This window comes from Paenarthrobacter sp. Z7-10 (assembly GCF_026932795.1).
Lineage (GTDB): Bacteria > Actinomycetota > Actinomycetes > Actinomycetales > Micrococcaceae > Arthrobacter_M.
In genome coordinates this window covers 1-25703 of sequence record NZ_JADPVH010000008.1, presented here as the reverse complement: position 1 = coordinate 25703, position 25703 = coordinate 1, and the positions used below count along the sequence as shown (strand labels likewise).

The window sequence follows — 25703 nt, the reverse complement described above, 5'->3', positions numbered from 1 at the left end:
CCGCGGTGGGGGACCAGCCGCCACCTGCTCAGACTGATTCGATTCCACAACAGCCATTCTAGAATCAGGAGCCGACGTCGTCCGCACCGCCCCAGAGGTTCAGTGCCGGAGGAGGTTCTCGTTAGACTGGCCAACAGACTCCCAAGCCTAAGGACCAGCAATGTTGAACCGACCCCGACCCCTCCGCCCCGGCGGGATCTCCATCGCCGGCCTCGCTGCGGTCCTCTTGTTGGCCGGCTGCAGCGGAACGGCTGGCGCGTCATCCGCCAGCACGCCACCCGTCGCGTCCAAGCAAGTGGCGAGCTTTTCCAGTGCTTCGGCTGCGGCCGGTGCCGCCGTCAGCGCCCGGCCCACCAGCACCACGGGGCCGGCCTCAGAAACGTCCCCTGCGTCCACGACGGGCACGGCCGCCGCCACGGTCGGCGCGCTGGTCCCCGACTTTCCCCGCACGCTGATTCCGGTGATGCCCGGGGCCACTGTCGAATCCTCCTCGGTCCAGCGCGGCAGGCAACTGAGCATCGTTTCGCTGGTGGCTTCCAGCAGCTCCAGCAATACCGACATCGCGACCTATTACATTCAGGTGTTGGAACGGCACGGCTTCAAGGCTCTGCCGGGGAACACGGTGGGATCGACCCCGTCCAGAGATTTTGTCCGCAGCAACGGTCAGGAGACCGCCACCGTGTCCTTAGTAACGTCCGGACGGCTGGCCACTGTCAGCGTCAGTGCCAGCGTGCTGACGGCGTCGCTGAAGTGAGCACCGCCCCCTTAGGCCGGGCGGACGGCCACGAAGAAGGCACCGAAGCGGAGCAGGCTCAATATGTTGCGGCAGTGGCGGCCAGGCTCGCGGAGTTCCTGAATTCGAAACGCGGAATGCTGAGGCGAATATCCCCCGAGACTCTTGCCCTTCTCGATTCCATCGGCGAACTGGTCTCGGGCGGAAAACGGCTGCGTGCCCTGATGTGCTACTGGGGCTGGCGGGGCGCCGGGGGTTCAGCGGATGCGGGCGGAATTGTCGACGCCGGTGCAGCACTTGAACTCTTCCAGGCGGCCGCCCTTATCCACGACGACATAATTGATCGTTCGGACATCCGGCGCGGCGCGCCCAGCGTCCACCGCCGCTTCAGCCAGCTGCATCAGCGCCACCGCTGGGTGCTGGATGCGGAGCGCTTCGGACACGCCGCCGCCATCCTGGCCGGTGACCTCTGCCTTTCCTTCAGCGAGGAAGTGTTCGCCGGCATCGGGGAAGCCACTGCCGCCGGCACTCATGCCCGCGAGGTCTTCAATGTGATGCGGGCCGAGGTCATGGCGGGACAATACCTGGACATCCTGGAAGAGGTTTCCGGGCCCTCGAAGCCACCCGCCGGCGCGGTCGAAAGAGCGCAGGCAATTATCCGTTACAAAAGCGCCAAGTACTCCACCGAACACCCGTTGGTCCTCGGCGGCGCCATGGCCGGCGGCAGCGCCGGCCTGCTGGCCGGATATGCGGCGTTCGCCATGCCGCTGGGCGAAGCCTTCCAATTACGCGACGACATCCTGGGCGTCTTCGGCGACCCGGCCAATACGGGCAAGCCGGCCGGCGATGATCTGCGCGAAGGAAAGCGGACCGTGCTGGTGGGCTACACGCTCGAAAAGGCCAGCCCGGAGCAGGCCACATTCGTCGACGAACGATTAGGCATCCAGGACCTGACGGAAGACGAAATTGGGCGCATTCGGCAGATCATCTCCGGCTCAGGCGCCTTGGCCTCCACCGAAATATTGATCGGGAGCTACAGTTCCGCCGCGTTCACGGCGTTGGAAGCCCTGGACATCGGGGGTGTTCCGGCAACATCCCTGCGCCTGCTGGCTGAGGCGGCCATCGGCAAATCCTGACCGTCCGCAGCCTTGCAGCGCATGCGCTGCCAGCCACAGCATGTCGATACGCCGAGAGTTCAAGCCCCGGCGAACCGCTGATCCAGGTCGGTTACCAGGCGAGTGACTGCGCCCGGCGGCGGATCTCCGTTTTTCGGCCTTCGCGCAGCGCGTCCACCGGACGGCCAGGCAGGGATTCATCGTCCGTAAAGAGCCACACGATGGCTTCCTCGTCGGTGAATCCGGCATCAACGAGAACCGAGATCGTTCCCTTAAGGCTGTCCAGGACCTGGGAACCGACAAAGAAGCCTGCCGGCACGGAGCGGATCTTCCGCTCGCCAATGCGCAGCGCCAGCAGCGAACGGTCATCCAGCAGGCCATGGACCTTGGTGATGGACACATTCAGCAGTTCACTCACATCGGGCAGGGGCAACCAATCGCCAACCAGGCTTTCTACAGTACTCACCTGACAAGGGTGCCACATTCGCCGTCGGCGGCCTACTTCCGTGCATAGCACAACGACGACACTCCGCGGCTGCTGATGCGGCTGTCAGGCAAAACGTTGTGCTATGGAGAAACTCGTGTAAATTCACATTAGTCACTTTCGCATCATGACAACCATTGGCATCACAAGCACCCTCCGCCCCGTAGATGAGGACCATCCATGACTTCCGCACGCCAGTCACCACCGCGCCAGAAATCAGTGAGACAGCTGATGGCTGTCACCGCCGCGACCCTGCCGGTTGTGATGTTGTCCTCGTTGGCGCTGGCGCAGCCCGCCGCGGCCGTTCAACCGCAGACAGCGCCGCTGACGGCCAGTCCGGCCGCACTGGCTGCGGCCCGGCAGAAGACCGTGGCCCTGATCGCCGCACGCGCGGCGCATACACCCGCGGCGTTGGTTTCCACGGCCCTCCCCGCCTCTTTCGCGCACGCCCGGGTCTCCATTCCTTCCCAGTACACGGTGGTTGCCGGCGACACCGTCAGCGCGATCGCCGCCCGCTACGGCCTGAATGTCTTTGCGGTCCTCCAGCTCAACAATCTCGGTCCGGCCACCCTGATCCATCCCGGCCAGAAAATCAGGCTGAACGGGCACAGCGCGGCGCCCACTGCCCCGGCACATACCGCCGCGCCCGCTCCCCGACCGTCGGCCGGTGCCAGCTACACAGTCAAGCCCGGCGACACCATCAGCGCCATCGCCACACGGCATGGACTGGGCGTCAGCTCGGTCCTGCGGTTGAACGGACTGAGCGCCAGTTCCATCATCTACCCGGGCCAGTCCATCCGGCTCGGTGGCGCCGGTGGCGCCGCTCCGGCTCCGCGCGCGGCACCGGTTCAGCACGCCGCCCCGGCCCCCGCAGCCGCGCCGTCGTCGTCGGCCGGCCGGTACACGATCAAGTCCGGGGACACCCTGACCTCCATTGCGGCCCGGCACGGCCTCACGCTGGCGGCCCTGATGCACGCCAACAGCATGTCGGCCAGGACCGTGATCTATGCCGGTCGGACGCTGACCATTCCGGGACGCGTGGCGGCGGCCAGCAGTGCGGCACCGATTCCCCTGGTGCCGGGGACCTTCCTGAATTACACCTATCCGGAGGCCGTCGTCAGCCAGGCGAACGCCAACAAGGCGGCGCTGATGGCCGCCCCGGTGCCGTCTCCGCATGAAATGAAACTGATTATTGCCGCCACCGCCCGGCGTATGGGTGTGGATCCGGCGCTGGCCATGGCCTTCGGCTGGCAGGAATCCGGCTTCAACCACCAGTCCGTCTCCCCGGCCAACGCCATCGGCGCCATGCAGGTGATTCCGCAGTCCGGCCAGTGGGCCTCCGAACTGGTGGGACGGCACCTGAACCTGCTGGATCCGCAGGACAACGCGACTGCCGGCCTGGCGATTATCCGCGCCCTAGTTGCGACCTCCAGCTCCACGGACAACGCAATCGCCGGCTACTACCAGGGACAAACCTCGGTGGCCCGGAACGGAATGTACGCCGACACCAAGGCGTATGTGGCCAACGTCAAGGCCCTTGCGCGGCAGTTCCGCTAGGGCGTCAAGATAACGAAAAGGGCCGGATCGGGTGTTGGATCCGGCCCAAGTCGTTTGAGCCTCTAGGATCGAAGGGTGTCCGAACAGCCGTCAGATCCCCTCGTCGACACCTTGGTCGATGGCCGCTACCACGTCCATTCCAAGGTGGCCCGTGGCGGTATGGCCACCGTGTATCTGGCCACGGACCTGCGGCTGGACAGGAACGTCGCGCTCAAAGTCCTGCATCCACACCTGGCCACAGACAACAGTTTTTTGGACCGGTTGCGCCGCGAGGCGAAGGCCGCCGCCCGCCTTTCGCATCCACACGTGGTGGGCGTGCTGGACCAGGGCAACGACGGAACGCTGGCGTACCTGGTGATGGAATACATCCGCGGGCATACCCTGCGCGACGTTTTGGACCGCCAAGGGTTCCTGACGCCCCGGCTTGCGCTGGCCTATCTGGACGCCGTCGTCGAAGGCCTCGGCGCGGCCCACGCAGCCGGTCTCGTGCATCGCGACGTCAAACCCGAAAATGTCCTGGTTTCCGACGACGGCCGGATCAAGGTTGGCGACTTCGGTCTGGCCCGCGCGGTTACGACGACGACGAACACGGGCACGCTGATAGGTACAGTGGCGTACCTCGCGCCGGAACTGTTGGACGGCCGGCCGGGGGACGCCCGCAGCGACATTTATTCGGTCGGCATCATGGCCTACGAGATGTTGACCGGGGAGCAGCCTTTCCGCGGTGAGCTCCCCGTCCGGGTGGCCATGCAGCATGTGACTTCCAGCGTTCCGGCGCCGTCGGCTGCCCTGCCGGGCCTCGCTGCCGATCTGGACGAGCTGGTGCGCTACTGTACCGAAAAGGATCCCGAATCCCGCCCCGCGGATGGTTTCGCGCTGCTGGAGGACCTCCGGCACATCCGCACCACGCTAAGCGACGAGGAACTGGACTATACCCGCGGCGCAGCAGCCGCAGGCTCCCGGACAGCCGGGGATGAAAGCACGACGGCGATGACTGCGCATGTAGCGCGGCCCACCGAAATGCTGAGTCGGGGTACCCATCCCACCTCCGTGCTGCCCATCGACCGCCGCCCCGCCGCCGATGCGCGGCCATATGCCGCCGGACTTTATCCCCCGGATGAAACCGGTCCGCTGGAGTTTACCGGCGCCGGCGAATCCCAGCGTGAGCAGAAACGGCAGGCGCGTGCCGCCGCCGCGGCACGCGCCCGTGCTGCCGCCATCCCGGTCCAGGAACTTCGCCGCGGAAATCCGCGGCGACGGGGCGCCACCCTGCTGATCGTGGCCCTGCTGCTGGCTGTGCTCCTGGCCGTCGCCGGCTGGTTCTTCGGGCTGGGGCCGGGCGCCCTGGCCACGATCCCCAATGTCCAGAACCAAACGGTGGCTCAGGCACAGGCGCTGCTGCAGGAACAGGGATTGACCTCCACCAGCAAAGACGTCCACGACGAAAGCGTGCAGCAGGGGCTGGTGGTTCGGAGCGAACCCCGTGCGAACACTCAACAGCGCAAGTTCCAACCCGTCACGCTGCTGGTCTCACAAGGGCCCGTGCTGTACTCCGTGCCGCAGCTCGTGGGCGGGACGCTGGAGGAGGCAACCGCCGCCCTGCGTAATGCTCAGTTGGCCGTCGGCACCGTGACGGAGCAGTATGACGAGGACAAGGCGGCCTCCGTGGTGCTCAGCCAAGATCCGGCGCCGGATGCGCAAGCCCGCGGCGCCACGCCGGTGGATCTGGTCGTCTCAAAGGGACCCACACCGATTCCGGTGCCGAGCGTGGTGGGCCTGAGCCAGGACGAAGCAATTCAGCAGCTCAGCGATCTTGGCCTATCCCCCCAGGCCGCAGCGGAGAAGGTCTTCGATACGAACGTGCCGACCGGCTCCGTGGTTTCCCAGGACCCCAGCAATACCAGTCTCACCCGCGGGGACAAGGTGACGCTGACCATCTCCAAGGGCCCCAAGCTGGTGAAAGTACCGAACTATGTCGGCAAGCAGGCGTCCAAGGCTATCCGGGACCTGCAGCAGCTCGGCTTTGAGGTCAAGGTCAACAACATTCTCGGCGGGTTCTTCGGCACTGTTCGGGCACAGAATCCGGTCGGCAAGGAAGTCCCCGAGGGATCGACCATTACGCTGACGGTGGTCTAGCGCCGGCCTGCCCCGCCAGGTTCCGGAGCACGGCGAGGCAGCTTACGGGCGCTTGGACAGCGCGCCGGCGACCAGGAATGCCATCTCCAGTGACTGCATGTGGTTCAGCCGGGGATCGCAGACCGACTCGTAGCGCTCCAGGAACGCCTCCTGGTCTATCGGGTCCGCGCCGCCCAAGCACTCGGCAACGTCGTCGCCCGTCATCTCCACATGCAGACCGCCGGCGACAGTCCCCAACTCACGGTGCACCTCAAAGAAGCCGCGAACCTCATCAATGATGTCGTCGAAATTGCGGGTCTTGTATCCGTTCGGGGATGTCACCGTATTACCGTGCATCGGGTCCGTAACCCAGAGCACCTTGGCACCGGAGTCCGTGACGGTGCCAACCAGCTGCGGCAATTTCTCTCTGATGTTTTTTGCGCCCATTCGGGTGATGAACGTCAGCCGCCCCGGCTCTCGATCCGGATCCAGCTTGTCGATCAGCCGCAAAGCGTCGTCGCCGGAGGTGTTCGGGCCGAGCTTGACGCCAATCGGATTCCGAACCCGGGAGAGGAAGTCGACGTGCGCGTGATCCAGTTCTCTGGTGCGTTCGCCGATCCAGAGGAAGTGGCCAGAGGTGTCATAGGGCAGGCCGGTGCGTGAATCGATCCGCGTCAGCGCCCGTTCATAGTCCAGCAGCAGGGCCTCGTGACTGGCAAAGAATTCGACCCGTTTGAGAGCCTCAAAGTCCGCTCCGCAGGAGGCCATGAACTTGATGGCCCGGTCAATGTCTTTGGCCAGGGATTCGTAGAGCGCGTGCGCCGGATTTTCGGTGAATCCCTTGTTCCATTGGTGCACCAAGCGCAGATCCGCGAATCCGCCTTGGGTGAAGGCCCTGATCAAATTCAGCGTCGAGGCGGACGTATGGTACGCCTTGAGCATGCGGGAAGCATCGTGAGCACGGGACTCCGGGCTGAACTCGTACCCGTTGACGATATCCCCGCGGAATGCCGGCAGCGTGATGCCATCACGCGTTTCATCGTTGGAGGATCGTGGCTTGGCGAACTGACCGGCCATCCGGCCCATTTTGATCACCGGGAGCGAGGCGCCGTAGGTCAACACCACCGACATCTGCAGGATGGTTTTGACCCGCGCGCTGATCCTGTCCGCCGTCGCGCCGCCGAAGGTCTCGGCGCAATCGCCACCCTGCAGCAGGAAGGCTTTGCCCAACGCTGCCTGGGCCAAACGGTCGCGAAGGACGTCAACCTCTCCGGCAAAGACCAGGGGCGGCAGCACCGAAAGCTCGCGGACCGAGGCCCGGTAGACCTGCGCATCGGCCCACTGCGGCTGCTGCGAAACCGGCAGCGCACGCCAGTCGTCCAGGCCCGGATAGTCCGCAGCGCCACTTTGGGCAGGACTGGCAGGCTGGCTGGAACGGGGAGGCGCTGAAATATCGGTCACCCTTAAAGCCTAGTTGCTATCGGGCTCTCCGGAAGACAGCGAGCGTAACGCATTCCGGCACCCCGTCATGTAGCAGCATTCGGCGGAACCGACCGGGCGGCCTCGGCAGCGGGGCCGCCGGCCGCATTGTCCGGTTTTGCGCCACCATCCGGCGGGGTCGTTCCAAATTTGGCAGCGCTGTCGGAAGCCCCGCTGACACCGCTGTCCGCGGCATCACCGGAAGCCCCGTTGACACCGCCGTCCGCAGCAGCACCCGGTGCCCCCGGCCCGGTTCCCGCCGGGCTCTTCGGTTGGCCGATGACAGAGACGGTTCCGGGTTGGACACCCTGACTGCCTGTTCCACCGGTCCCGCCGCCCGCCGCGTCCTTGCCGGCCGCGGACGTCCCCTTACCGGCCTTGGCGCCGCCGAGCTTTCCGGACTTCCGGGCAGCCAGCCGCTCCTTCACGCTGCTGGCATAGACGTCGGCGTATTCCTGGCCGGAAAGGCGCATCAGTTCGTACATGATTTCGTCCGTCACGGAGCGTTGCACAAACCGGTCGTTCTGCAGACCCTGATAGCGGGTGAAATCCATGGGTTCACCGAAGATCACCCCAATCCGGCGAATATTGGGAATTCGCCGGCCGATCGGCTGCACCTTGTCCGTCCCGATCATGGCTACCGGAATGACTGGTACTCCCGTGCTGAGCACCAACTTGGCTACCCCCACCTTGCCCCGATACAGCTTCCCGTCCGGGCTCCGCGTACCTTCGGGATAGATCCCCAGCAACCCGCCATCCTTGAGGATCTGCATTCCGGAATCCAACGACGTGACCGAGGCGGTGCCGCCGGAGCGGTCCATCGGCAGCTGATTCGTCAAGCGGAAAAATGCCGCAGTGAGATTGCCTTTGAGACCCTTGCCGGTGAAATATTCCGACTTGGCCAGAAACACCACCGGCCGCGGCACCATCAGTGGCATGAAAATTGAGTCCGAAAAGGACAGGTGGTTACTGGCGAGAACAGCTGGACCATCCACCGGGATGTTCTCCAGCCCCTTGATCCACGGTCGGAACAACAATTTCAGCAGCGGACCAATAAATATCCGCTTCATCACCCAATAGAACACGCGGCGTTTCCCTCCTGGTGCCTCTCCCGACGGAACTGCGCTGACCGGGCTGCTGGCGGGACTGCACAATGGGCACCACCGGGTACTGCTGATCTGATCGGCACGTCAGTGCAACCTTACTCTAGTGACAAACACGGGAATAGTGACACGATAGGGCTATGAGAGTTTCTGTGGCCAGCCGGGATGGCCATGCCTGCCCCTAGGCCCTTCACGAGTGCCGGCCATGGGGATCTGGCACACATCGGAATAGCCCTCAGTCACGGGTTCACCGGCTCTCCCGTCAGTATGCAGGCTTGGGCGGAGTACCTGGCGGAGCAGGGATTCTCCGTTAGCCTGCCGCTGCTTCCCGGTCACGGCACCAGCTGGCAGGATCTTGCCCGGACCCGCTGGCAGCAGTGGTATTCCGCTTTCGAAGATTCCTATTCGCAGTTGGCTGCCCAGTGCGATGTCGTGTTCGCGGCGGGACTGTCCATGGGCGGGACGCTGGCCCTGCGCCTGGCTCAGCACCATCCGGTCGCGGGGGTGGCGGTGGTGAATCCGGCATTATCGTTCAGCGACCCGCGCGCCCGGTACTCCGGACTGCTGAAGTATGTTCTGAAAAGTGTTCCGGCCATTGGCGATGACATCAAACTTGCCGGTGTCACGGAGGGCGCCTACGGCCGCACCCCGGTGGCCGCCGTTCACCAACTGTCCAAGTTGTTTTCGGATACCGTTGCCGGCCTGCCCGCAGTCCGGGTACCTACGCTCGTCTTCCGCTCCAGCATCGATCGGGTGGTTCCGGAGACGAGCATGCTGGCCCTGCGGTCCGGCATCGGCACGCAGGATCTCGAGGTCCTGACGTTGGAGAACAGCTACCACGTCGCCACCATGGACAACGATGCGGCCCAGATCTTCGAGCGGTCCGCCCACTTCTTCCGGGAGCACGCCGGTGGTCAATAAACCAGAACAGAACCCGCCGGACCCGAGCGCCAACCGCGACGATGAGGCCGTTTGGCTCGATCTGGTGGCCAGATTGGAGGAAACCTCCAGCGATTACCCCGACGCTCCTGTAGCCAATTCCTTCCGGGATTTCGATCCGCTGGGCATCGCGGCGCCACCACAGCGCCCAACAGCTCCTGCCACGCCAGAGGAAACGGGGTCGGGACACTCAGACGCATGGTCCGGGGAGACCCCCGCCGAGGACGGCGGCACCTTTTGGGATCATCGAGGGCATTCCGCGGATTACGACGACGACGGATTCGTACCGCAGGAACCCGAATCCCTCTCCAACATCGAGCCGGCCCTGATTCTGGCTTGGATAGGTGCGGTGGGTGGTCCCATCGGGCTCCTGATGGCCGCAATTCTGTGGCGCAATGCGCCTCTGACAGCCATCATCGGAATCATCGCCGTCTTCGTGATCTCGGCCGGCTACCTCATGTTCCGATTGCCGGCCGAGCGTGAAGACAACGGCGACGACGGCGCAGTTCTCTGAGACCGCCGGGGCACATGAGCGGCCCGCCCCCGCACAAGCGGTCCTTGGCCTCTAAAGCGGTATTGACCAACACCGCAAAAGCGGGTTAGGACCGTCATCGGCGCGTGGCGGCGTCAGCTTCCCTTCGCGAGGACGCGGCCGGTGATTCGGGAAAGGTCAGCAGCACCGATCATCCCCGCCCGGGGTCCGAGCGCGGCCATGGAGATTTCCGCGGCCGGGCGAAACCCACGGCCGGTCAGATTCCGGGCGAACGACCTTCTGGCGGGCAGCAGCAGCAAGTCCCCGGCTTCGCAGAGGCCTCCACCGACAACGAACTTCCCTGGATCCAGGGCGGCAGCGAGATTAGCCAGCCCGAGTCCAAGCCAGTCACCGACGTCCTCCACCAACTCGCGGGAGGCGGCATCCCCCGCTTGGGCCAGCTCGGTTACCACTGCCCCCGTGATGGCGGCGGCGTTACCGCCCACAGCGCGCAGCAGCTCCTGCGCGACAGGGGAATTGGCCAGGGCCAGTTCGCGTGCTTCCCTGCCCAGGGCGTTGCCCGATGCGTATTGTTCCCAGCAGCCCCGGTTGCCGCATTCGCAGCGGTGTCCCTGCGGCATGATGATCTGATGTCCAAATTCGCCCGCCACACCGAACCGTCCGCGCTCCAGCCGGCCATCCATAACCATGGCCCCGCCTATTCCGGTGCCCAGCGTGATGCAGACCAGCCGGGACTGGCCCTTTCCAGCGCCAAAACGCCATTCGGCCCATCCGGCGGCATCGGCGTCGTTGGCCAGCACCACCCGTCGGCGCAGCAGTTTTTCCAGGTTGGCGCGCAGCGGCTCATTCCGCCAGGCCAAATGCGGACTGAACAATACCGTGCTCGCGGAAAGGTCCATCCAGCCGGCAGCGCCTATTCCCACCGAGGCGACGCGGTGATCGGTCGAAAGTTCCCGGACCAGCTCCAGGATGGTGGCTTCAACGGCCCGCGGCTCACTGCCCGGTGTTTGCCGCCGTCGTTCATCCAAAACGGTGCCTTGAGCATCCACCACACCGGCTGCCACCTTGGTGCCGCCAATGTCGATGCCAATGGCCAGCCCGCGCCCCGCCAGCCGCCGCGGAAATCGATGCGGCAGCCGCGTGTGCTGGCGCAGCCCGACGGTGGGACGGTTGCTCCAGGCGGCCGGAAGGTAGCCGGCGGGGCGCGGCGCAGGGCGGGGAAAGTTCTCAGACATCCCTGTCAGTCTACTGACCTCCCGCGGCGTTCCCGGATACCGGTGGGCTTGACGCGGCCAAACGGACTTTTGGTAAAAATGCCGCGCCAGCCTAAAGTTACTCGCCAGTAGCAATATTCGGTGACGAGATGGTGCGGTGCCGGATAGAGTATTGGCAAGTCCGGGCATCCGGGGAGATCGAAGGAGCTATCGTGCGAGAATTCAGCGCAGCGGCGTTGGCGGATGTTCCGCGCAGATCCAACATCACCGACCTGGTGATCCGGCAGGCAATGAAGCCGTCCAATCCTGCATTGTTTGCCCGGCGGGGCCCGGACGGGCAATGGCAGGACATCTCCGCCACCGAATTCCGGGCGGATGTCACGTCCTTGGCCAAGGGTCTGATGGCGGCAGGTGTGGCCGCCGGCGACCGGATCGGCATCATGGCCCGCACCAGGTATGAGTGGACGCTGGTGGATTTCGCCATCTGGTATGCCGGCGCCGTCTCGGTACCCATTTACGAAACCTCCTCCGCCAGCCAGGTCGCCTGGAATCTTGGGGATTCCGGGGCTGTGGGCGCGTTCGCCGAAAGTGCGTCGCAGGAGAACGTCATTAAGGAAGCGGCCGGATCGGGCGCCCTGGGCGCGTTGGCCCACATCTGGCAACTGGAGGGCACCGGCCTGGACGAGCTCCGCCGCGGCGGCGTGGCCGTGCCGGATGCCGAGCTGGAGCACCGGCGCACCACGTTCGGCCTCGACGACATTGCCACCATTATTTACACTTCCGGCACCACCGGGCGTCCCAAGGGCTGCGAGCTGACGCACGGCAATTTCGTGGAACTGGCGGACAATGCACTGGCAGTCCTGAGCGATGTGGTGCCCGAGGGTGCGCAGACCATCATGTTCCTGCCGCTTGCGCACGTTTTCGCCCGCTACATCTCCGTCCTGGCGGTGGCCGCCGGGGCCAAAGTGGCGCACACCCCGGACATAAAGCACTTATTGGAGGACCTGCAGAGTTTCCAGCCAACCTTTATCCTTGCCGTCCCGCGCGTCTTCGAGAAGGTCTACAACTCGGCCTGCCTCAAGGCGGAGACGGAGGGCAAGGGGAAAATTTTCAGTGTCGCCACGGATGTGGCCATCGCCTATTCGAAGGCCCGCCAGGCTGGCTCGGTGCCGATCCTGCTCCGGGCCAAGCACGCACTCTTCGACAAGCTCGTGTACGGCAAGCTGCGGGCGGCCATGGGCGGTCAGGTCCGCCATGCCGTTTCCGGCGGGGGGCCCCTCGGTGAGCGGCTTGGGCATTTCTTCCAGGGCATCGGACTGCAGATTTTGGAGGGCTACGGGCTCACGGAAACCACGGCCCCGATCACCGTCAACCGGCCCACGCTGATCAAAATCGGCACCGTCGGCACACCATTGCCTGGCAACGCAGTCAGGATTGCCGACGACGGCGAGGTCCTCGCCAAGGGTGTCTGCGTTATGCGGGGCTACTTTGGCAGGGCAGACCTGACGGCCGAGGCCTTCAGCGACGGCTGGCTGCGCACCGGGGACGTCGGCGAATTGGACGACGACGGTTTCCTTCGGATCACCGGACGCAAAAAAGAAATCATTGTTACGGCCGGTGGAAAAAACGTTGCCCCGGCGATGCTGGAGGACCAGATCCGCGCCGATGCGGTGATTTCGCAGTGCATCGTGATCGGCGACGGGAGGCCGTTCATTGCCGCCTTGGTCACCTTGGATGAAGAGGCGCTGCCGAAATGGGCCGAACACCACGGACTGCCACCCGCCCTCAGCATCGCGGATGCCGGCCGGAACGAGGTGATCGTTGCGGCCGTGCAGCATGCCATTGACAAGGCCAACCTTTCCGTTTCGCAGGCCGAGGGCATCAAATCCTTCCGGATAGTGCCCTCCGACTTCACCGAAGCGTCCGGCCACCTGACCCCCTCGCTGAAGATCAAACGTGGCCAAGTGCTCAAAGACTACGACGACGTGGTCCGGGAGTTGTATTCTGCCCGGCGGCCAGACTAGGACGGCGGCGGCTAGTCCACCTCAAGGGCCAGCAATGCGTTTTCCACTACCTCGGTCAGGGCCGGATGTATCCAATATTGGCCCGTCGCCATGGTTTTGACATCGAGTCCAAAGCTCATGGCCTGGACCAGCGGCTGGATGAGCAGCGACGCCTCGTGGCCCATGATATGGGCGCCGAGCAGCTGGCCATCTTCCTTTCCGGCGATCAGTTTCACCACGCCCGAAGTGTCCTCCATAGCCCAGCCATACGCCGTCGTGCCGTAATTCTGCACAGCTGTCACGATTTGGCGGCCCTGCCCGCGCGCATGTTGGCGGGCCTGCAGCTCCGTCATCCCCACGGAGGCAATCTGCGGACGGGTGAAGACCGCTGCTGGGACAAAGCGGTGGTCGCTGGCCCGCAACTCCGACGGGGCGAGCAGGTTGTGCGCCACCGTCCGGGCCTCATGGTTCGCGACATGTTTGAGTTCGAATGGGCTGCTGATATCGCCCAGCGCCCAAACGCCTTTCACCGGACGCCCCGAGGCCAGCACGCGCTGGAAAGCGTCAACGCTGAGCCTGCCATCGGCGTGCACATCAAACCCGGTGGCTTCCAGACCAAGCCGGTCTGTGTTGGGCCGGCGGCCCGTGGCGAGCAGCACCAGGTCCACTGTCAAGGTGGTGGCCTCGGAGGGAAATCCGGCCGAAGGGGTCAGCTCCACGGTAACGGGACCCGAAGAGCTCACCTGCTGCCCGGGCTGATCCCGGCGATCGAGCGGGCGGACGGAGGCGACCTGATAGCCGTGTCGAACGGTCCAATTGCGGCGGACCTGGTCCTCGAAACGCTGGGAAATCTCCGCATCCTGGCTTTTGAGCATACCGCCGGACCGGGTCACCACCGTCACTTCCGAGCCAAAGGAGGAGAAGATATGACCAAATTCAGCGGCGATGAATCCCCCGCCCACGATCAGGACACGACCGGGGAGTTCGTCGATCCGCATCACCGTGTCCGAGGTATGCACCTGCGGCAGATCGTTGCCTTCAAAGTCAGGAAGAACCGGCCGGGAGCCGGCGGCGACGACGATGTCCGCGGCGGTGATGCGCGCACCGCTGGTGGTGCTGAGCTCATTTGGCCCAGTGAAGTGGGCGTCCTCGGCGTAAAGCGTCGTGTTGGGGTTTCCGTGCTGGCGGTATTCCTTCCCGCCGGCGGAAATCGGGTCAATGCGGTCAAAGATTCGGTCCCGGATAGCGCGCCAGTGTACGTTCCGCACCTCGGCGTCGACGCCGAGCCGCCCGGCCTCACGGGTGCCTGCCGCCAGGTCCGCGGGGTAGACGAACATTTTGGTCGGGATGCAGCCAACGTTCAGGCAGGTTCCGCCGAAGGTGCCGCCATCAAGCACGGCCACCTTTTTATCCGCCCAGGCCGGACCTGGAAGCGAATTTCCAGAACCGGATCCAATGATTGCCAGATCGTAATGCGTCACCGGTCTGCTGACTGTGCTTCATCCACGACGACCAGCAGGTCCCCGCCCTGAACCTGCTCGATGGCTCCGACGGCCAGCCGTGCGATCTTCCCGGCGACAGGCGTCGTGATGGAAGCCTCCATCTTCATCGCCTCGATGGTGGCGACGGAATCACCGGCGGCTACCTCATCTCCCACGGCAACCGCCAGGGTGACCGCGCCCGCAAAGGGAGCCGCTATCTGTCCGGAAACTGCGGGATCGGCCTTTTCGGCGGCCTTCACCTCGCTGACCACGCTGCGGTCACGAACCGTGACCGGCCGGGATTGGCCGTTCAAGGTGCACATGACGACGCGCATGCCCTTCTCATCCGGCTCGGAAACGGCTTCCAATGAGGCAATCAACCGCACACCCTTTTCCAGCTCCATGATGTGCTCCGCGCCGCGCTGCAGACCATAGAGGTAGTCCCGGGTATCCAGGACCGAAATGTCACCATAGGTCTCCCGGGTGGCCAGAAAATCATTACTGGGTCCGGCGAACAGGAGCCGGTTCAGCGTCCGGCGCCGGCTTTCCGGGTCCTGCCGCAGGGCGGCGCTGTCCTCGGCACTGAGCTGGACATCGCGTACCTTGACGACCCGGCCCTGCAGCGCCTTGGTGCGGAACGGCTCCGGCCAGCCCCCGGGCGGATCGCCCAGTTCCCCCGAGAGGAAACCGATGACGGAGTCGGGGATGTCAAAGTTCTGCGGGTTTTCCTCGAAGTCCCGGGGATCGGCTTTGATTCCCACCAGGTGCAGGGCTAAATCACCCACCACTTTGGATGAGGGCGTCACCTTGACCAGCCGGCCCAGAATCCGGTCGGCCGCGGTGTACATGTCTTCGATTTCCTCAAACCGCTCCCCCAGGCCCAGGGCCATAGCCTGCTGCCGGAGGTTGGAGAGCTGGCCACCGGGTATCTCGTGCCGGTAGACCCGTCCGGTGGGTCCCGGAAGCCCGGATTCAAACGGCGCGTAGACGCGCCGCACCGCTTCCCAGTAGGGTTCCAGGGCACTGATGTTGGCCAGCGAAATGCCGGTATCGCGTTCGGTGTGGGCCAGCGCCGCCACCAACGCCGAGGCGGAGGGTTGACTGGTGGTGCCGGCGAGCGGGGCGGAGGCAACATCCACCGCATCCACGCCGGCATCCACGGCTGCCAGCAGGGTCGCCAGCTGGCCACCGGCCGTGTCGTGGGTATGCAGGTGGATCGGAAGGTCGAATTCCTGCCGCAGCGCCGTCACCAGCTTGGCCGCCGCGGCTGGACGCAGCAGGCCCGCCATGTCCTTGATGGCCAGGATATGGGCCCCGGCGCCGACGATCTTCCGTGCCAGTTCGAGGTAGTAGTCCAGGGTGTAGAGCGTCTCCGCCGGGTCCAGCATGTCCGCGGTGTAGCACAACGCAACTTCCGCCACGGCCGTGCCGGTTGCCCGGACGGCCTTGATGGCCGGTGCCATTTGACTGACATCGTTGAGCGCGTCGAAAATCCGGAAAATATCGATGCCGGCAGCGGCAGCCTCCGAGACGAAAGCGTCAGTGACTTCGTCGGGATAAGGGGTATAGCCCACCGTATTGCGTCCGCGCAGCAGCATCTGCAGACAAATGTTGGGCAGTGCCGTCCGCAGCGCCGTAAGCCGTTCCCAGGGATCCTCGCCCAGGAAGCGCAGGGCCACGTCATAGGTGGCTCCGCCCCAGGCCTCCACGGAGAGCAATTGCGGGGTCAGCACGGATACGGCGGGACCGGCGGCGACGAGGTCCCGGGTACGCACCCGGGTGGCCAGCAGCGACTGGTGCGCGTCGCGGAAGGTGGTATCGGTCACCGCCACAGCCGTTTGCGCCCGCAGCGCGGCGGCAAATCCTTCCGGCCCCAGCTCCGCTAGCCGCTGTCTGGAACCCGGTGCGGCGTCCACCGCATCCGCCACCGGAAGCTTGTCAGCTGGATCGATGTGGACAGTCAGCTCGCCGTTGGGTTTGTTGACCGTGACATCGGCCAGCCAGGTCAGCAGCTTGGTGCCGCGGTCCGCGGAGGCCCGCGCCTTCAGCAGCTCGGGGCGCTCGTCGATGAAGGACGTGGCGACATTTCCGGCAATGAAGTCCGGATCGTCCAGGACCGCCTGCAGGAAGGAAATGTTGGTGGAGACACCGCGGATCCGAAATTCGGCCAGCGCCCGGCGGGCACGGGCGACGGCGGCAGGATAGTTACGCCCGCGGCAGGTCAGTTTCACCAGCAGAGAGTCAAAGTGCGGACTGATCTCCGCGCCCGAGTAGACCGTGCCGCCGTCGAGCCGTACACCGGCACCGCCGGCCGACCGATAGCCGGTGATCTTGCCAACGTCGGGCCTGAAACCATTGGCCGGATCCTCCGTGGTGATCCGGCACTGAAGTGCGGCGCCGCGGACCGTGACACTCTCCTGGCTCAAGCCCAAGTCCGCCAGGGTCTCTCCCGCAGCAATCCGCAACTGGGCCTGCACCAGATCAACGTCGGTGATCTCCTCGGTGACCGTGTGCTCGACCTGGATCCTGGGATTCATTTCAATGAAAACGTGCTGACCTGCCCGCTCGCCTACGGTATCGACCAGGAACTCCACGGTTCCGGCATTGACGTAGTTCAGCGCCTTGGCAAACTTCACTGCGTCGCGGTACAGGGCCTGCCGGATCGATTCGTCCAGGTTGGGCGCCGGTGCAATCTCCACCACCTTCTGGTGGCGGCGCTGCAGCGAACAATCCCGCTCGAACAGGTGCATCACGTTGCCCGCCGCGTCCGCGAGAATCTGGACCTCGATGTGGCGCGGCCGCAGCACGGCCTGCTCCAGGAACATGGTGGCATCGCCGAAGGCAGCGTCCGCCTCGCGCATGGCCGCCCGGAGCGCGTCGGGCAGTTCCGCCCGGGTGTCCACCCGGCGCATGCCGCGCCCGCCGCCGCCCGCCACAGCTTTGGCGAAGATCGGAAAGCCCACCTCGTCCGCGGCGGCAATCAATTCGTCCAGGTCGGCCGACGGTTGGCTGGATTTGAGCACCGGAATGCCAGCCTTACGGGCAGCATTCAGGGCATGCACCTTATGTCCGGCAAGCTCCAGCACGTCCGCTGGGGGTCCCACAAAGGTGATCCCCGCGTCAGCGGCCGCCCGAGCCAGATCGGGATTCTCCGACAGGAAACCATAACCGGGATAGATTGCTTCGGCCCCGGATTCCTTGGCCACCCGGATAATCTCCGCGATGTCCAGGTAGGCCCGGACGGGGTGGCCCTCGGCTCCAATCAGGTACGCCTCGTCCGCCTTCTGCCGGTGAATCGAGTTCCGGTCCTCATGCGGGAAGACGGCCACAGTCTTGGCCCCCAGCTCGTACCCGGCACGGAAGGCGCGAATGGCAATTTCACCGCGGTTGGCTACCAAAATCTTTGAAAACATGGTGCTCCTGGATCGGTATTGTCAAGAATGATCGTGCTCAGTCTCTAGGAAGACCGTCCCTCACCACAAGCCGATGTGCCCCAGAACACCCCGGCGACGTCATCTGGCCGCGGACAAACCGGCGCCCTGCCGCGTCCGCGCACCGGTGGCATCGGTGCACCTCAGGAGAGTTCGGCCAACTCCTCGATGGAGGGACAGGAGCAAACGAGGTTGCGGTCTCCGTAGGCCTGATCGACGCGGCGGACCGGTGGCCAGTATTTCGAGCGGGGATCAACGCCCGCGGGGAATACGGCCTCCTCACGGGTGTAGGCGTGCTCCCAGTTCCCGACCAGGCTTCGAGCGGTATGCGGAGCATGGACCAGGGGATTGTCATCGGCTGGCCACAGTCCGTCCTGCACCGCGGCGATCTCCCGCCGAATGGAGATCATGGCCTCAATGAACCGGTCAATTTCGCCCAGGTCCTCGGATTCGGTCGGTTCCACCATCAGGGTTCCGGCCACAGGGAAGGACATCGTGGGGGCGTGGAAGCCGTAATCGATCAGGCGTTTGGCCACGTCATCGACCGATATCCCGGAGTCAGCGCTGATGCCGCGCAGGTCCAGAATGCATTCGTGCGCCACCAGATCGTGGGCTCCGGTGTAGAGCACCGGATAATGGCCGCTCAGCCGGCGGGCAATGTAGTTTGCCGACAGGATGGCCGTCTGCGTGGCCCGGCGCAGCCCGGCCGGCCCCATCATGCGGATGTAGGCCCAGGAGATCGGCAGGATGGACGCGGACCCGTACGGAGCGGCCGAGACGAGGCCAACGCCGGATTCCTGGCCCAGCTCGCGGGCTGGCAGGTACGGCGCCAGATGCGCACGGACCGCAACGGGACCCACGCCGGGGCCGCCGCCGCCATGCGGAATGCAGAACGTCTTATGCAGATTCAGATGGGAGACATCGGCCCCGAATTTGCCCGGCTTGGCCAGACCCACCAGCGCGTTCAGATTGGCACCGTCCACGTAAACCTGGCCCCCGGCGTCATGGATCATGGCACAGATGGTGGTGATTTCGGTTTCGAACACCCCATGGGTGGACGGATAGGTGATCATGATGGCGGCCAGGTCGTCCGCGTGCAGGGTCACTTGGCGCTTGAGGTCATCGACGTCCACATTGCCAAAGCCATCGGTGGCCACGGCCACCACCCTCATCCCCGCCATGACGGCAGATGCGGCATTGGTGCCGTGCGCGCTGGACGGGATCAGCACCACCCGACGCTCGGGCTGGCCGTTTTCGCGGTGGTATGCCCTAATCGCCAGCAGCCCGGCCAGTTCACCCTGCGAGCCCGCGTTTGGCTGCACCGACACCGCGTCGTAGCCGGTAATTTCTGCCAGCCAGTTCTCCAGCTGGGTCGCCATCTCCACGATGCCTACGGTGTCCTGCGCCGGTGCATACGGATGCAGATTGGAAAATTCTGGCCAGCTCACGGCGGCCATTTCCGCCGTCGCATTGAGCTTCATGGTGCACGATCCCAGCGGAATCATGCCGCGGTCCAGTGCATAATCGGCGTCTGACAGGCGGCGCAGGTACCGCAGCATTTGAGTTTCCGAGTTGTGCGCCGAGAAAACAGCGTTGCTCAGGTAGTCCGTGCTGCGCGCGGGAACAATGTCCACCGCGGCTGCTGGCGGGTCGGACTTTGCGCCGAGCAGCCGGGCGACGACGGCCAGGTCGGCTTCGGTGGTGGTCTCGTCCACGGCGATCTGGATATGGTCGTGATCCACCAACCGAAGGAGGTAGCCCGCCTCGTGTGCGGCGGCAACGATTTCCGCGGCGGCATGTCCGCTTCCGCTCGAGAGGTGGATTTTCACGGTGTCGAAGAAGTTCGGATGCACCACGGTGTGGCCGGCAGTCCTCGCGGCGGCAGCGACGCTGGCCGCCCGGGAGGCAACCCGGGAGGCAATGGCCCTCAGTCCCCCGGGGCCATGGTAAACGGCATACATGCCGGCCATCACGGCGAGCAGCACCTGGGCGGTGCAGATGTTGGACGTGGCCTTTTCGCGGCGGATGTGCTGCTCGCGCGTCTGCAGCGCCAACCGGTAGGCCTGGTTTCCTTCGGCGTCCTTGGACACACCGACCAAGCGTCCCGGCAGCGCCCGTTCCAGTCCCGGGCGGACGGCCAAGTACCCTGCATGCGGTCCGCCGAAGCCCATCGGGACGCCGAAGCGCTGCGAGCTTCCGACCGCCACATCGGCGCCGAGGGTGCCCGGCGCCTCAAGCAGGGTCAGGGCCAACAGATCCGCGGCGACCCCTACCAGCGCCTTGCGTGCAGCGGCGGCCGCGACGATGGGGGCGAGGTCGCGGATACTGCCGGAGTCGCCGGGGTACTGCAGGAGGAGGGCAAAGTAGTCGACCTCCGGCAGCCCATCGTCAAAGTTGTGCAACAGCACCGGGATATTCATCGCTTCGGCGCGGGTCCTGATGACTGCCAGCGTCTGCGGGAACACATCCGCATCCACCACGAAGGCCGCGTCGGGCTTAGCTGCGCGGTTGGATCGGCGCAGCAGCGTCATCGCCTCAGCGGCGGCCGTGGCCTCGTCCAGCATGGAGGCATTTGCCGTTCCCATACCCGTCAGGTCCGAAACGACTGTCTGGAAATTCAGCAGCGCCTCCAGCCGGCCCTGGGAAATCTCCGGCTGGTACGGCGTGTATGCGGTGTACCAGGACGGGCTCTCCAGGACATTACGCTGAATCACTCCGGGCGTGAAAGTCCCGTAATAACCTTGGCCGATCAGGGATTTCCGCACGGTGTTCTTGGTGGCCAGCGCACGCAGCTCAGCCAGCATCGCCTCTTCGGAAATCGCCTCCGGCAGGTCCAGCGGCGCCTGGATCTGGATGCTCTCCGGCAGGGCCACCTCGCACAGTTCATCCAAAGAACCGTATCCGAGGGCGCCCAACAGAGAATGAAGGTGGGGTTCAGTTGTGACTCCGATGTGCCGGTCACTGAATGTGGCCGGTGCGGTGCGCCTGGACGCAGGGCTGCTGGCCGCTTTGTCGCTGGGATTAGTGCTCTTAGTCAATTATGGCTCCAGTTCGCAGACGTTCCACAGCCATTGTAGGCGGCATGGACCATGCCCCGGACATGCGGGCGTGGCCTCCCCAACCGGGATCTGCGTCCACACGCGGCAGCACCACCCGGGAGTACTCGATGTAAAGGTATTGGTTTAAGCCGTGCAAGTAGTGAGCATCAGCAGCCTCAAAGGCGGAGTTGGCAAAACGTCCGTCACCATGGGGCTTGCCTCCGCCGCACTCGCGGCAGGCATTCCCACGCTGGTGGTGGATCTTGATCCGCATGCCGACGTCACCACGGGATTGCGGGTGCGTGCCAACGGTGAGCTGGATATTGGCCGGATGATCAAAGACCCCCGCCGGACAGACCTCATGGCCAACGTCGTCTCCAGCGGCTGGGTCGGCAAGAACCCGGCCGACGGCGGCAGGCGGCGGGTATTGGACGTCGCCGTGGGTTCGGCGTACGCAGGCATCTATGACCGTCCGGACCTTGGCCGCCGCGACCTGCGTCGACTCGGCGTCGTGCTGAACGGTCCGGGCGCCAAAATGTCCCGACCGTCCGGGACGAAGTCCGGTTCCGAAACCAGCGACTACGCTTTGGTGCTGATCGACTGCCCGCCATCGCTTAACGGATTGACCAGGATGGCGTGGACCGCCAGCAACCGCGTACTCCTGGTGGCCGAACCCGCACTGTTTTCTGTCGCGGGAACCCAGCGCACGATGCGCGCCCTGGAGCTTTTCCGCAGCGAGTTCGCTCCCGGCTTGGCCGCAGCCGGAATCGTGGCGAACCGCGTCCGCAGCGACTCCACCGAACACACCTACCGGCTGGCGGAGATGAAATCGATGTTCGGCCCGCTGCTGCTCTCTCCAGTGATTCCGGAACAGGCCAACTGGCAGCAGATCCAAGGGGCGGCGCATCCGATCCACTCGTGGCCCGGTGATTCTGCCCGGACTGCGGCGACCATGTTCGATGATCTGCTGGCTGGTCTGCTGCGGCAGGGAACCCTGCGGAACCGTTTCCGGCGTTGAGGCAGGAGAGGCCGAGTCAGCAGCGGCCGGGTCAGGAGACACTGCGAAGCCGTCTCCTGCACTGAATCAGGAGAGACCGGTCAGGAAATCCTGCGGGCGGTCCGGCGCTTACTGAGTTCGTCGTCGGGGAAGACCTGTTCCTCAACATGCTCGCTGGGAAGGGCCGCCAGACTGCCCTCCACCTCGCGCCATACCCGGCCCACGGCTATGCCGAAAACCCCCTGGCCGCCCTGAACCAGATCTATGACCTCGTCCGCGGAGGTGCACTCATACACGGAGGCGCCGTCGCTCATCAGCGTAATCTGCGCCAGGTCCTCGACCCCGCGCTCGCGCAGATGTTCCACTGCGGCGCGGATCTGTTGGAGTGAAACCCCGGTATCAAGCAGCCGCTTGACGACCTTCAGCACCAGAATGTCCCGGAAGCCATAGAGCCGCTGTGAGCCGGAGCCAGCCGCGCCGCGGACCGCAGGCTCAACCAGTCCGGTCCTGGCCCAATAGTCCAGCTGACGATAGGTGATGCCCGCAGCTTTGCAGGCCGTCGGGCCACGGTAACCGGCGTCCTCGTCCAGTACCGGCAAATCCTCGGTAAAGAGCAATCCCTGGGCGCCGGCCGCTATGACCTTACTCGGGACCGCGGCGGGCTTAAGCCCGCCAGCGTCGCCTTTCGGACTCACGTGAACCCTCCTTGTCGTGGCTTCCGGTGAAGCCGCATGGCCGCTGCTGCGCAGCCGCCGGTGCCATGCCATCGTGTCATGCATGGAAGCTCTATACATTGACGTTAGAGCGGCACCGTCCATTGGTCAAAGATCTGGGGCAAATATCTGCCCGTGTCGGATCGAGCTACTTCTCGAAATCCTCGGGCTCAACGTCATTAAGAAATTTCCGGAAGCGGTTCAATTCGCGCTCGTCCGCCTCCGGAGAGCTGATCGACTCCGGTTCGACGTCATCGTGGTCCGTAATCCGCACCCCTGCCTCGTCCATCACGGCTTCGGCACACCAGATCGTGCAGTCCACCCGCAGGGCCACGGCCAGCGCATCGGATGCCCTCGAACTGACTTGGGTGCCGTCGTCGAACACCAACTGAGCGTAGAAGACACCATCCTCAACCGCTGTAATGTTCGCCGCGACGACGGTGCGGCCGAGCGCTGTCACGATATTGCACAGCAGATCGTGGGTCAGCGGACGGGGTGGGACCACTCCCTGCTGGGCCAGGGCTATCGCAGTGGCTTCCGGCGTGCCGATCCAGATGGGCAGATGGCGCTCACCCAGGAGCTCCTTGAGCAGGACCAGCGGCTGATTCGAGGGCATCTCCACCCGCACGCCAACAATCTGGACCTCGATCACGGCTGACCCGTCCCGCCGCCGGTCCGGATGGTTCTGGGCATCAGCGTTCCATCCGCGCAATCTGACCCTGCACCAGTGCACTGTGCAGACCGAGGCAGAGGTCACTGATTTCCCGGGCCGTTTCCGCAGCCCTGGCCGCGGAGGCGGCATCCCGCCGGGATACCAGCGGGGCGACCACGCGCTCCACCAGTCCAAATTCGCGTTCCGCCGCTGCCTGGAACGGACGAAGGTGCCGCGGCTCCAAACCATGAGCGGACAAGGCCGTGCAGGCTTTGGCAATGTGCAGGGCGGCGTCGTCGAAACGTCCGTCCTGGCTGGAGATCAGGCCGTAGCTGAGGAGCGCGTCGAGCAGTTCGGCACTGGCGCCGGACTCGGCACGGAGCTGGTCCGGGGACAACGAACGCGTTCGGCTCTTCAACTCGCCGGCCAACTCGTCGGAAACCATCCGCGGGGCTATTGAAACGCCAGGGGGCAAATTTTCCGGACCCTCACCGCGGTCGATGGCATCCAGGTAGTCCCGGATCACCTTCAGGGGCAGGTAGTGGTCGCGCTGCAGCGCCAGGATAAAGCGCAAACGCTCGACGTCGGCCTCGCGGAACTGCCGATAACCGGCCGGGGTCCGCTGCGGGGTGATCAGTCCCTTTTCCTCGTAGAAGCGGATTTTGGAGGCAGTAACGGAGCTGAAGTCCTCGCTGAGCTGGGCCAGCACCTCACCGATATTGAAGATCACCGGCGTGCCGGGACGGACGCTGTGCACCCGCACTCCCGTCAGTGCGCTCAACTTCCGCTGGGATGCATTATTCATGCTCACAACGGCGGCCCCTACGAGCGGGGCCTGACCGGGGCGGCCGGGCTGTAGTAGTAGGTCAGCCGGAACTTGCCAATCTGGACTTCGTTCCCGCTGCGCAGTCGAACCGAGTCGACTCGGTCCCCGTTGACGTAAGTGCCGTTCAGGCTCTTGGAATCAACGACCTCGAAGCCCCCGGGCACCCGGCGGAAGGTGACATGCCGGCGGGACACCGTGACGTCGTCCAGGAAAACGTCGGCATCCGGATGCCGGCCGGCCGAGGTGGAATCGGAGTCGAGCAGGAACCGGGCGCCGCGGTTGGGACCGCTGTGGGCGATGAGCAGCGCGGATCCAGCCGGCAGCGCCTCAACCGCGGACCGCTCCTCGGCGCTGAGATTGTACTCAACCGCCGGTTCGCGACGCACTGGGGAAAGATTAATCGACGTCGTCTCAGAGGCTCCTGGCTGATCCTGAGACTCCGCCTGCCCACTGAACCCGGCGTTGTTCCCATCGGCAACCATCGGTGCTCCTCCTTGTATTCCCCAGCAGCCCCGAACCGCAACGGTTTCGGGGCGTTTCATCGGTGAGTTAAATCGTTCCAGCGGCCCCTGCCACCTCTGGCCAAGGCCAGCGTGGCTCTGGGAACTAGCCTACCTGTTGTTCGTACTCTCCGGCACCGAGCAAAGTGGCGTAGGACGCGACATCCTCAAGCCGGACTTCTACAAGCCAGCCTTCGCCATAGGGGTCAGAGTTGATCAGCGAGGGATCGGCGTCCAAGGCCTCATTGCGGCCAACAACTTCGCCTGCCAGCGGAGCGTAGATGTCGCTGACGCTCTTGGTGGACTCCACCTCGCCCACGACATCGGCGGCAACGATTTTCGTGCCGGCCTCCGGCATCTGGACGTACACCACGTCACCCAAGGCATCCTGGGCGAAATCAGTAATGCCGAAGCGGATTACGCCGTCCGCAGTCGGTGCCGTGACCCACTCGTGCTCGGCTGTGTAGGAGAGATCTGCCGGAATGTTGCTCATCAGTTGCCTTTCGTGGGACCAACGGAGTACGAGATGTCTTGCCGACTAAACCAGCGCAGCGCCGGATATGGTCCAGTCTTCAGGGCGGTGCCGTGCAACACAAGTCACCGCAGAAAGTATAGGCACATCCGCCCGGTTCGTTTCGGCCACCTGCACCGCCGAAGCAGCCCACCCGTCGCCGAGTTCGGCGGGCAGCTTGAATTCTAGGGGTTGTTGCAACACCCGGGTTTAGCTGGCTCTTAGTAGATCACGTAGTTGTTCGGCTGGGGTATTCCAGCCCAGTGTTTTGCGGGGGCGGGCGTTGAGTTCCTGGGCGACGTGTTCGAGGTCTTCGGGT

At 64.7% G+C, this 25703-nt stretch carries 19 protein-coding genes and 1 pseudogene; 8 read left to right on the top strand and 12 right to left on the bottom strand.

From position 1 onward, the window contains the following. Nucleotides 1–160: 160 nt before the first annotated feature. Both IV498_RS03990 and IV498_RS03985 read left to right on the top strand, forming a co-directional pair. Nucleotides 161–754, top strand: a complete 594-nt coding sequence (locus tag IV498_RS03990; protein ID WP_269045259.1) for a hypothetical protein — start codon at nucleotides 161–163, stop codon at nucleotides 752–754. Continuing rightward, entirely contained in the window at nucleotides 751–1869 is a 1119-nt protein-coding gene (locus IV498_RS03985; protein WP_269045258.1) for a polyprenyl synthetase family protein, read from the top strand. The genes IV498_RS03990 and IV498_RS03985 overlap by 4 nt, the downstream gene beginning before the upstream one ends. A 91-nt stretch (nucleotides 1870–1960) precedes the next feature. On the opposite strand, the gene IV498_RS03980 is transcribed toward IV498_RS03985, so the two are convergent. Beyond that, nucleotides 1961–2314 (bottom strand): Rv2175c family DNA-binding protein, encoded by a 354-nt coding sequence (locus tag IV498_RS03980; RefSeq protein ID WP_269045256.1) that lies wholly within the window; start codon nucleotides 2312–2314, stop codon nucleotides 1961–1963. A gap of 198 nt (nucleotides 2315–2512) precedes the next feature. Here IV498_RS03980 and IV498_RS03975 point away from each other — a divergent pair, with 198 nt between their 5' ends. Then, the gene (locus IV498_RS03975) at nucleotides 2513–3889 is read left to right on the top strand and encodes a LysM peptidoglycan-binding domain-containing protein (RefSeq protein WP_269045255.1); all 1377 of its coding nucleotides are present in this window, start codon (nucleotides 2513–2515) and stop codon (nucleotides 3887–3889) included. A gap of 75 nt (nucleotides 3890–3964) precedes the next feature. After that, nucleotides 3965–6025 carry a Stk1 family PASTA domain-containing Ser/Thr kinase gene (gene pknB, locus IV498_RS03970; protein ID WP_269045254.1) on the top strand — a complete coding sequence of 687 codons (2061 nt, stop codon included), beginning with the start codon at nucleotides 3965–3967 and terminating at the stop codon, nucleotides 6023–6025. Nucleotides 6026–6067: 42 nt separating this feature from the next. On the opposite strand, the gene IV498_RS03965 is transcribed toward pknB, so the two are convergent. Together IV498_RS03965 and IV498_RS03960 are read right to left on the bottom strand one after the other, a co-directional pair. Continuing rightward, a complete protein-coding gene (locus IV498_RS03965; protein WP_269045253.1) occupies nucleotides 6068–7465 on the bottom strand; it encodes a class II 3-deoxy-7-phosphoheptulonate synthase in 1398 nt (465 codons plus the stop codon). Between the two features lie 422 nt (nucleotides 7466–7887). Next, a pseudogene (locus tag IV498_RS03960) lies at nucleotides 7888–8568 on the bottom strand (lysophospholipid acyltransferase family protein); the annotation flags it as partial. 189 nt (nucleotides 8569–8757) lie between these two features. On the opposite strand from IV498_RS03960, the gene IV498_RS03955 reads away from it, so the two are divergent. Both IV498_RS03955 and IV498_RS03950 read left to right on the top strand, forming a co-directional pair. Beyond that, nucleotides 8758–9507 carry an alpha/beta hydrolase gene (locus tag IV498_RS03955; RefSeq protein ID WP_330059155.1) on the top strand — a complete coding sequence of 250 codons (750 nt, stop codon included), beginning with the start codon at nucleotides 8758–8760 and terminating at the stop codon, nucleotides 9505–9507. Next, entirely contained in the window at nucleotides 9497–10039 is a 543-nt protein-coding gene (locus IV498_RS03950) for a hypothetical protein (protein ID WP_269045251.1), read from the top strand. The genes IV498_RS03955 and IV498_RS03950 overlap by 11 nt, the downstream gene beginning before the upstream one ends. Before the next feature lie 113 nt (nucleotides 10040–10152). Here IV498_RS03950 and IV498_RS03945 read toward each other — a convergent pair whose 3' ends face one another. Next, entirely contained in the window at nucleotides 10153–11253 is a 1101-nt protein-coding gene (locus IV498_RS03945) for an ROK family glucokinase (protein WP_269045250.1), read from the bottom strand. 191 nt (nucleotides 11254–11444) lie between these two features. Here IV498_RS03945 and IV498_RS03940 point away from each other — a divergent pair, with 191 nt between their 5' ends. Continuing rightward, entirely contained in the window at nucleotides 11445–13256 is a 1812-nt protein-coding gene (locus IV498_RS03940) for an AMP-dependent synthetase/ligase (protein ID WP_269045248.1), read from the top strand. Between the two features lie 11 nt (nucleotides 13257–13267). Here IV498_RS03940 and IV498_RS03935 read toward each other — a convergent pair whose 3' ends face one another. The 3 genes from IV498_RS03935 to gcvP form a co-directional block, all read right to left on the bottom strand. Further along, on the bottom strand, nucleotides 13268–14716 hold the full coding sequence (locus tag IV498_RS03935) for a mycothione reductase (protein WP_269045247.1): 1449 nt from the start codon (nucleotides 14714–14716) through the stop codon (nucleotides 13268–13270). Continuing rightward, nucleotides 14713–18129, bottom strand: coding sequence for a pyruvate carboxylase (locus IV498_RS03930; protein WP_269045245.1), 3417 nt, complete (start codon nucleotides 18127–18129; stop codon nucleotides 14713–14715). Before IV498_RS03930 ends, IV498_RS03935 begins: the two co-directional genes overlap by 4 nt. A gap of 161 nt (nucleotides 18130–18290) precedes the next feature. Beyond that, nucleotides 18291–21185: an aminomethyl-transferring glycine dehydrogenase gene (gene gcvP, locus IV498_RS03925; RefSeq protein WP_442951274.1), complete on the bottom strand. Its 2895-nt coding sequence runs from the start codon at nucleotides 21183–21185 to the stop codon at nucleotides 18291–18293. Nucleotides 21186–21336: 151 nt separating this feature from the next. Here gcvP and IV498_RS03920 point away from each other — a divergent pair, with 151 nt between their 5' ends. Further along, nucleotides 21337–22203: a ParA family protein gene (locus IV498_RS03920; RefSeq protein ID WP_269045244.1), complete on the top strand. Its 867-nt coding sequence runs from the start codon at nucleotides 21337–21339 to the stop codon at nucleotides 22201–22203. 80 nt (nucleotides 22204–22283) lie between these two features. On the opposite strand, the gene IV498_RS03915 is transcribed toward IV498_RS03920, so the two are convergent. The 5 genes from IV498_RS03915 to gcvH all read right to left on the bottom strand — a co-directional run bounded on the left by IV498_RS03915 (nucleotide 22284) and on the right by gcvH (nucleotide 25366). Then, nucleotides 22284–22877, bottom strand: a complete 594-nt coding sequence (locus tag IV498_RS03915) for a MerR family transcriptional regulator (RefSeq protein ID WP_330059154.1) — start codon at nucleotides 22875–22877, stop codon at nucleotides 22284–22286. A gap of 166 nt (nucleotides 22878–23043) precedes the next feature. Further along, nucleotides 23044–23547: a bifunctional nuclease family protein gene (locus IV498_RS03910; protein WP_269045243.1), complete on the bottom strand. Its 504-nt coding sequence runs from the start codon at nucleotides 23545–23547 to the stop codon at nucleotides 23044–23046. Nucleotides 23548–23587: 40 nt separating this feature from the next. Next, nucleotides 23588–24352, bottom strand: a complete 765-nt coding sequence (ftsR, locus tag IV498_RS03905; protein WP_269045308.1) for a transcriptional regulator FtsR — start codon at nucleotides 24350–24352, stop codon at nucleotides 23588–23590. Between the two features lie 17 nt (nucleotides 24353–24369). After that, on the bottom strand, nucleotides 24370–24855 hold the full coding sequence (locus IV498_RS03900) for an FHA domain-containing protein (RefSeq protein WP_269045242.1): 486 nt from the start codon (nucleotides 24853–24855) through the stop codon (nucleotides 24370–24372). Between the two features lie 124 nt (nucleotides 24856–24979). Then, nucleotides 24980–25366, bottom strand: coding sequence for a glycine cleavage system protein GcvH (gcvH, locus tag IV498_RS03895; protein WP_269045241.1), 387 nt, complete (start codon nucleotides 25364–25366; stop codon nucleotides 24980–24982). Nucleotides 25367–25703: the final 337 nt, after the last annotated feature.

Excerpts from the sequence above, each read along its gene's own strand:
- IV498_RS03990 (WP_269045259.1), top strand. The coding sequence starts at position 161 with ATGTTGAACCGACCCCGACCCCTCCGCCCCGGCGGGATCTCCATCGCC.
- IV498_RS03975 (WP_269045255.1), top strand. The coding sequence starts at position 2,513 with ATGACTTCCGCACGCCAGTCACCACCGCGCCAGAAATCAGTGAGACAG.
- IV498_RS03955 (WP_330059155.1), top strand. The coding sequence starts at position 8,758 with ATGCCTGCCCCTAGGCCCTTCACGAGTGCCGGCCATGGGGATCTGGCA.
- IV498_RS03945 (WP_269045250.1), bottom strand. The coding sequence starts at position 11,253 with ATGTCTGAGAACTTTCCCCGCCCTGCGCCGCGCCCCGCCGGCTACCTT.
- IV498_RS03930 (WP_269045245.1), bottom strand. The coding sequence starts at position 18,129 with ATGTTTTCAAAGATTTTGGTAGCCAACCGCGGTGAAATTGCCATTCGC.
- ftsR (WP_269045308.1), bottom strand. The coding sequence starts at position 24,352 with ATGAATAATGCATCCCAGCGGAAGTTGAGCGCACTGACGGGAGTGCGG.
- IV498_RS03900 (WP_269045242.1), bottom strand. The coding sequence starts at position 24,855 with ATGGTTGCCGATGGGAACAACGCCGGGTTCAGTGGGCAGGCGGAGTCT.
- gcvH (WP_269045241.1), bottom strand. The coding sequence starts at position 25,366 with ATGAGCAACATTCCGGCAGATCTCTCCTACACAGCCGAGCACGAGTGG.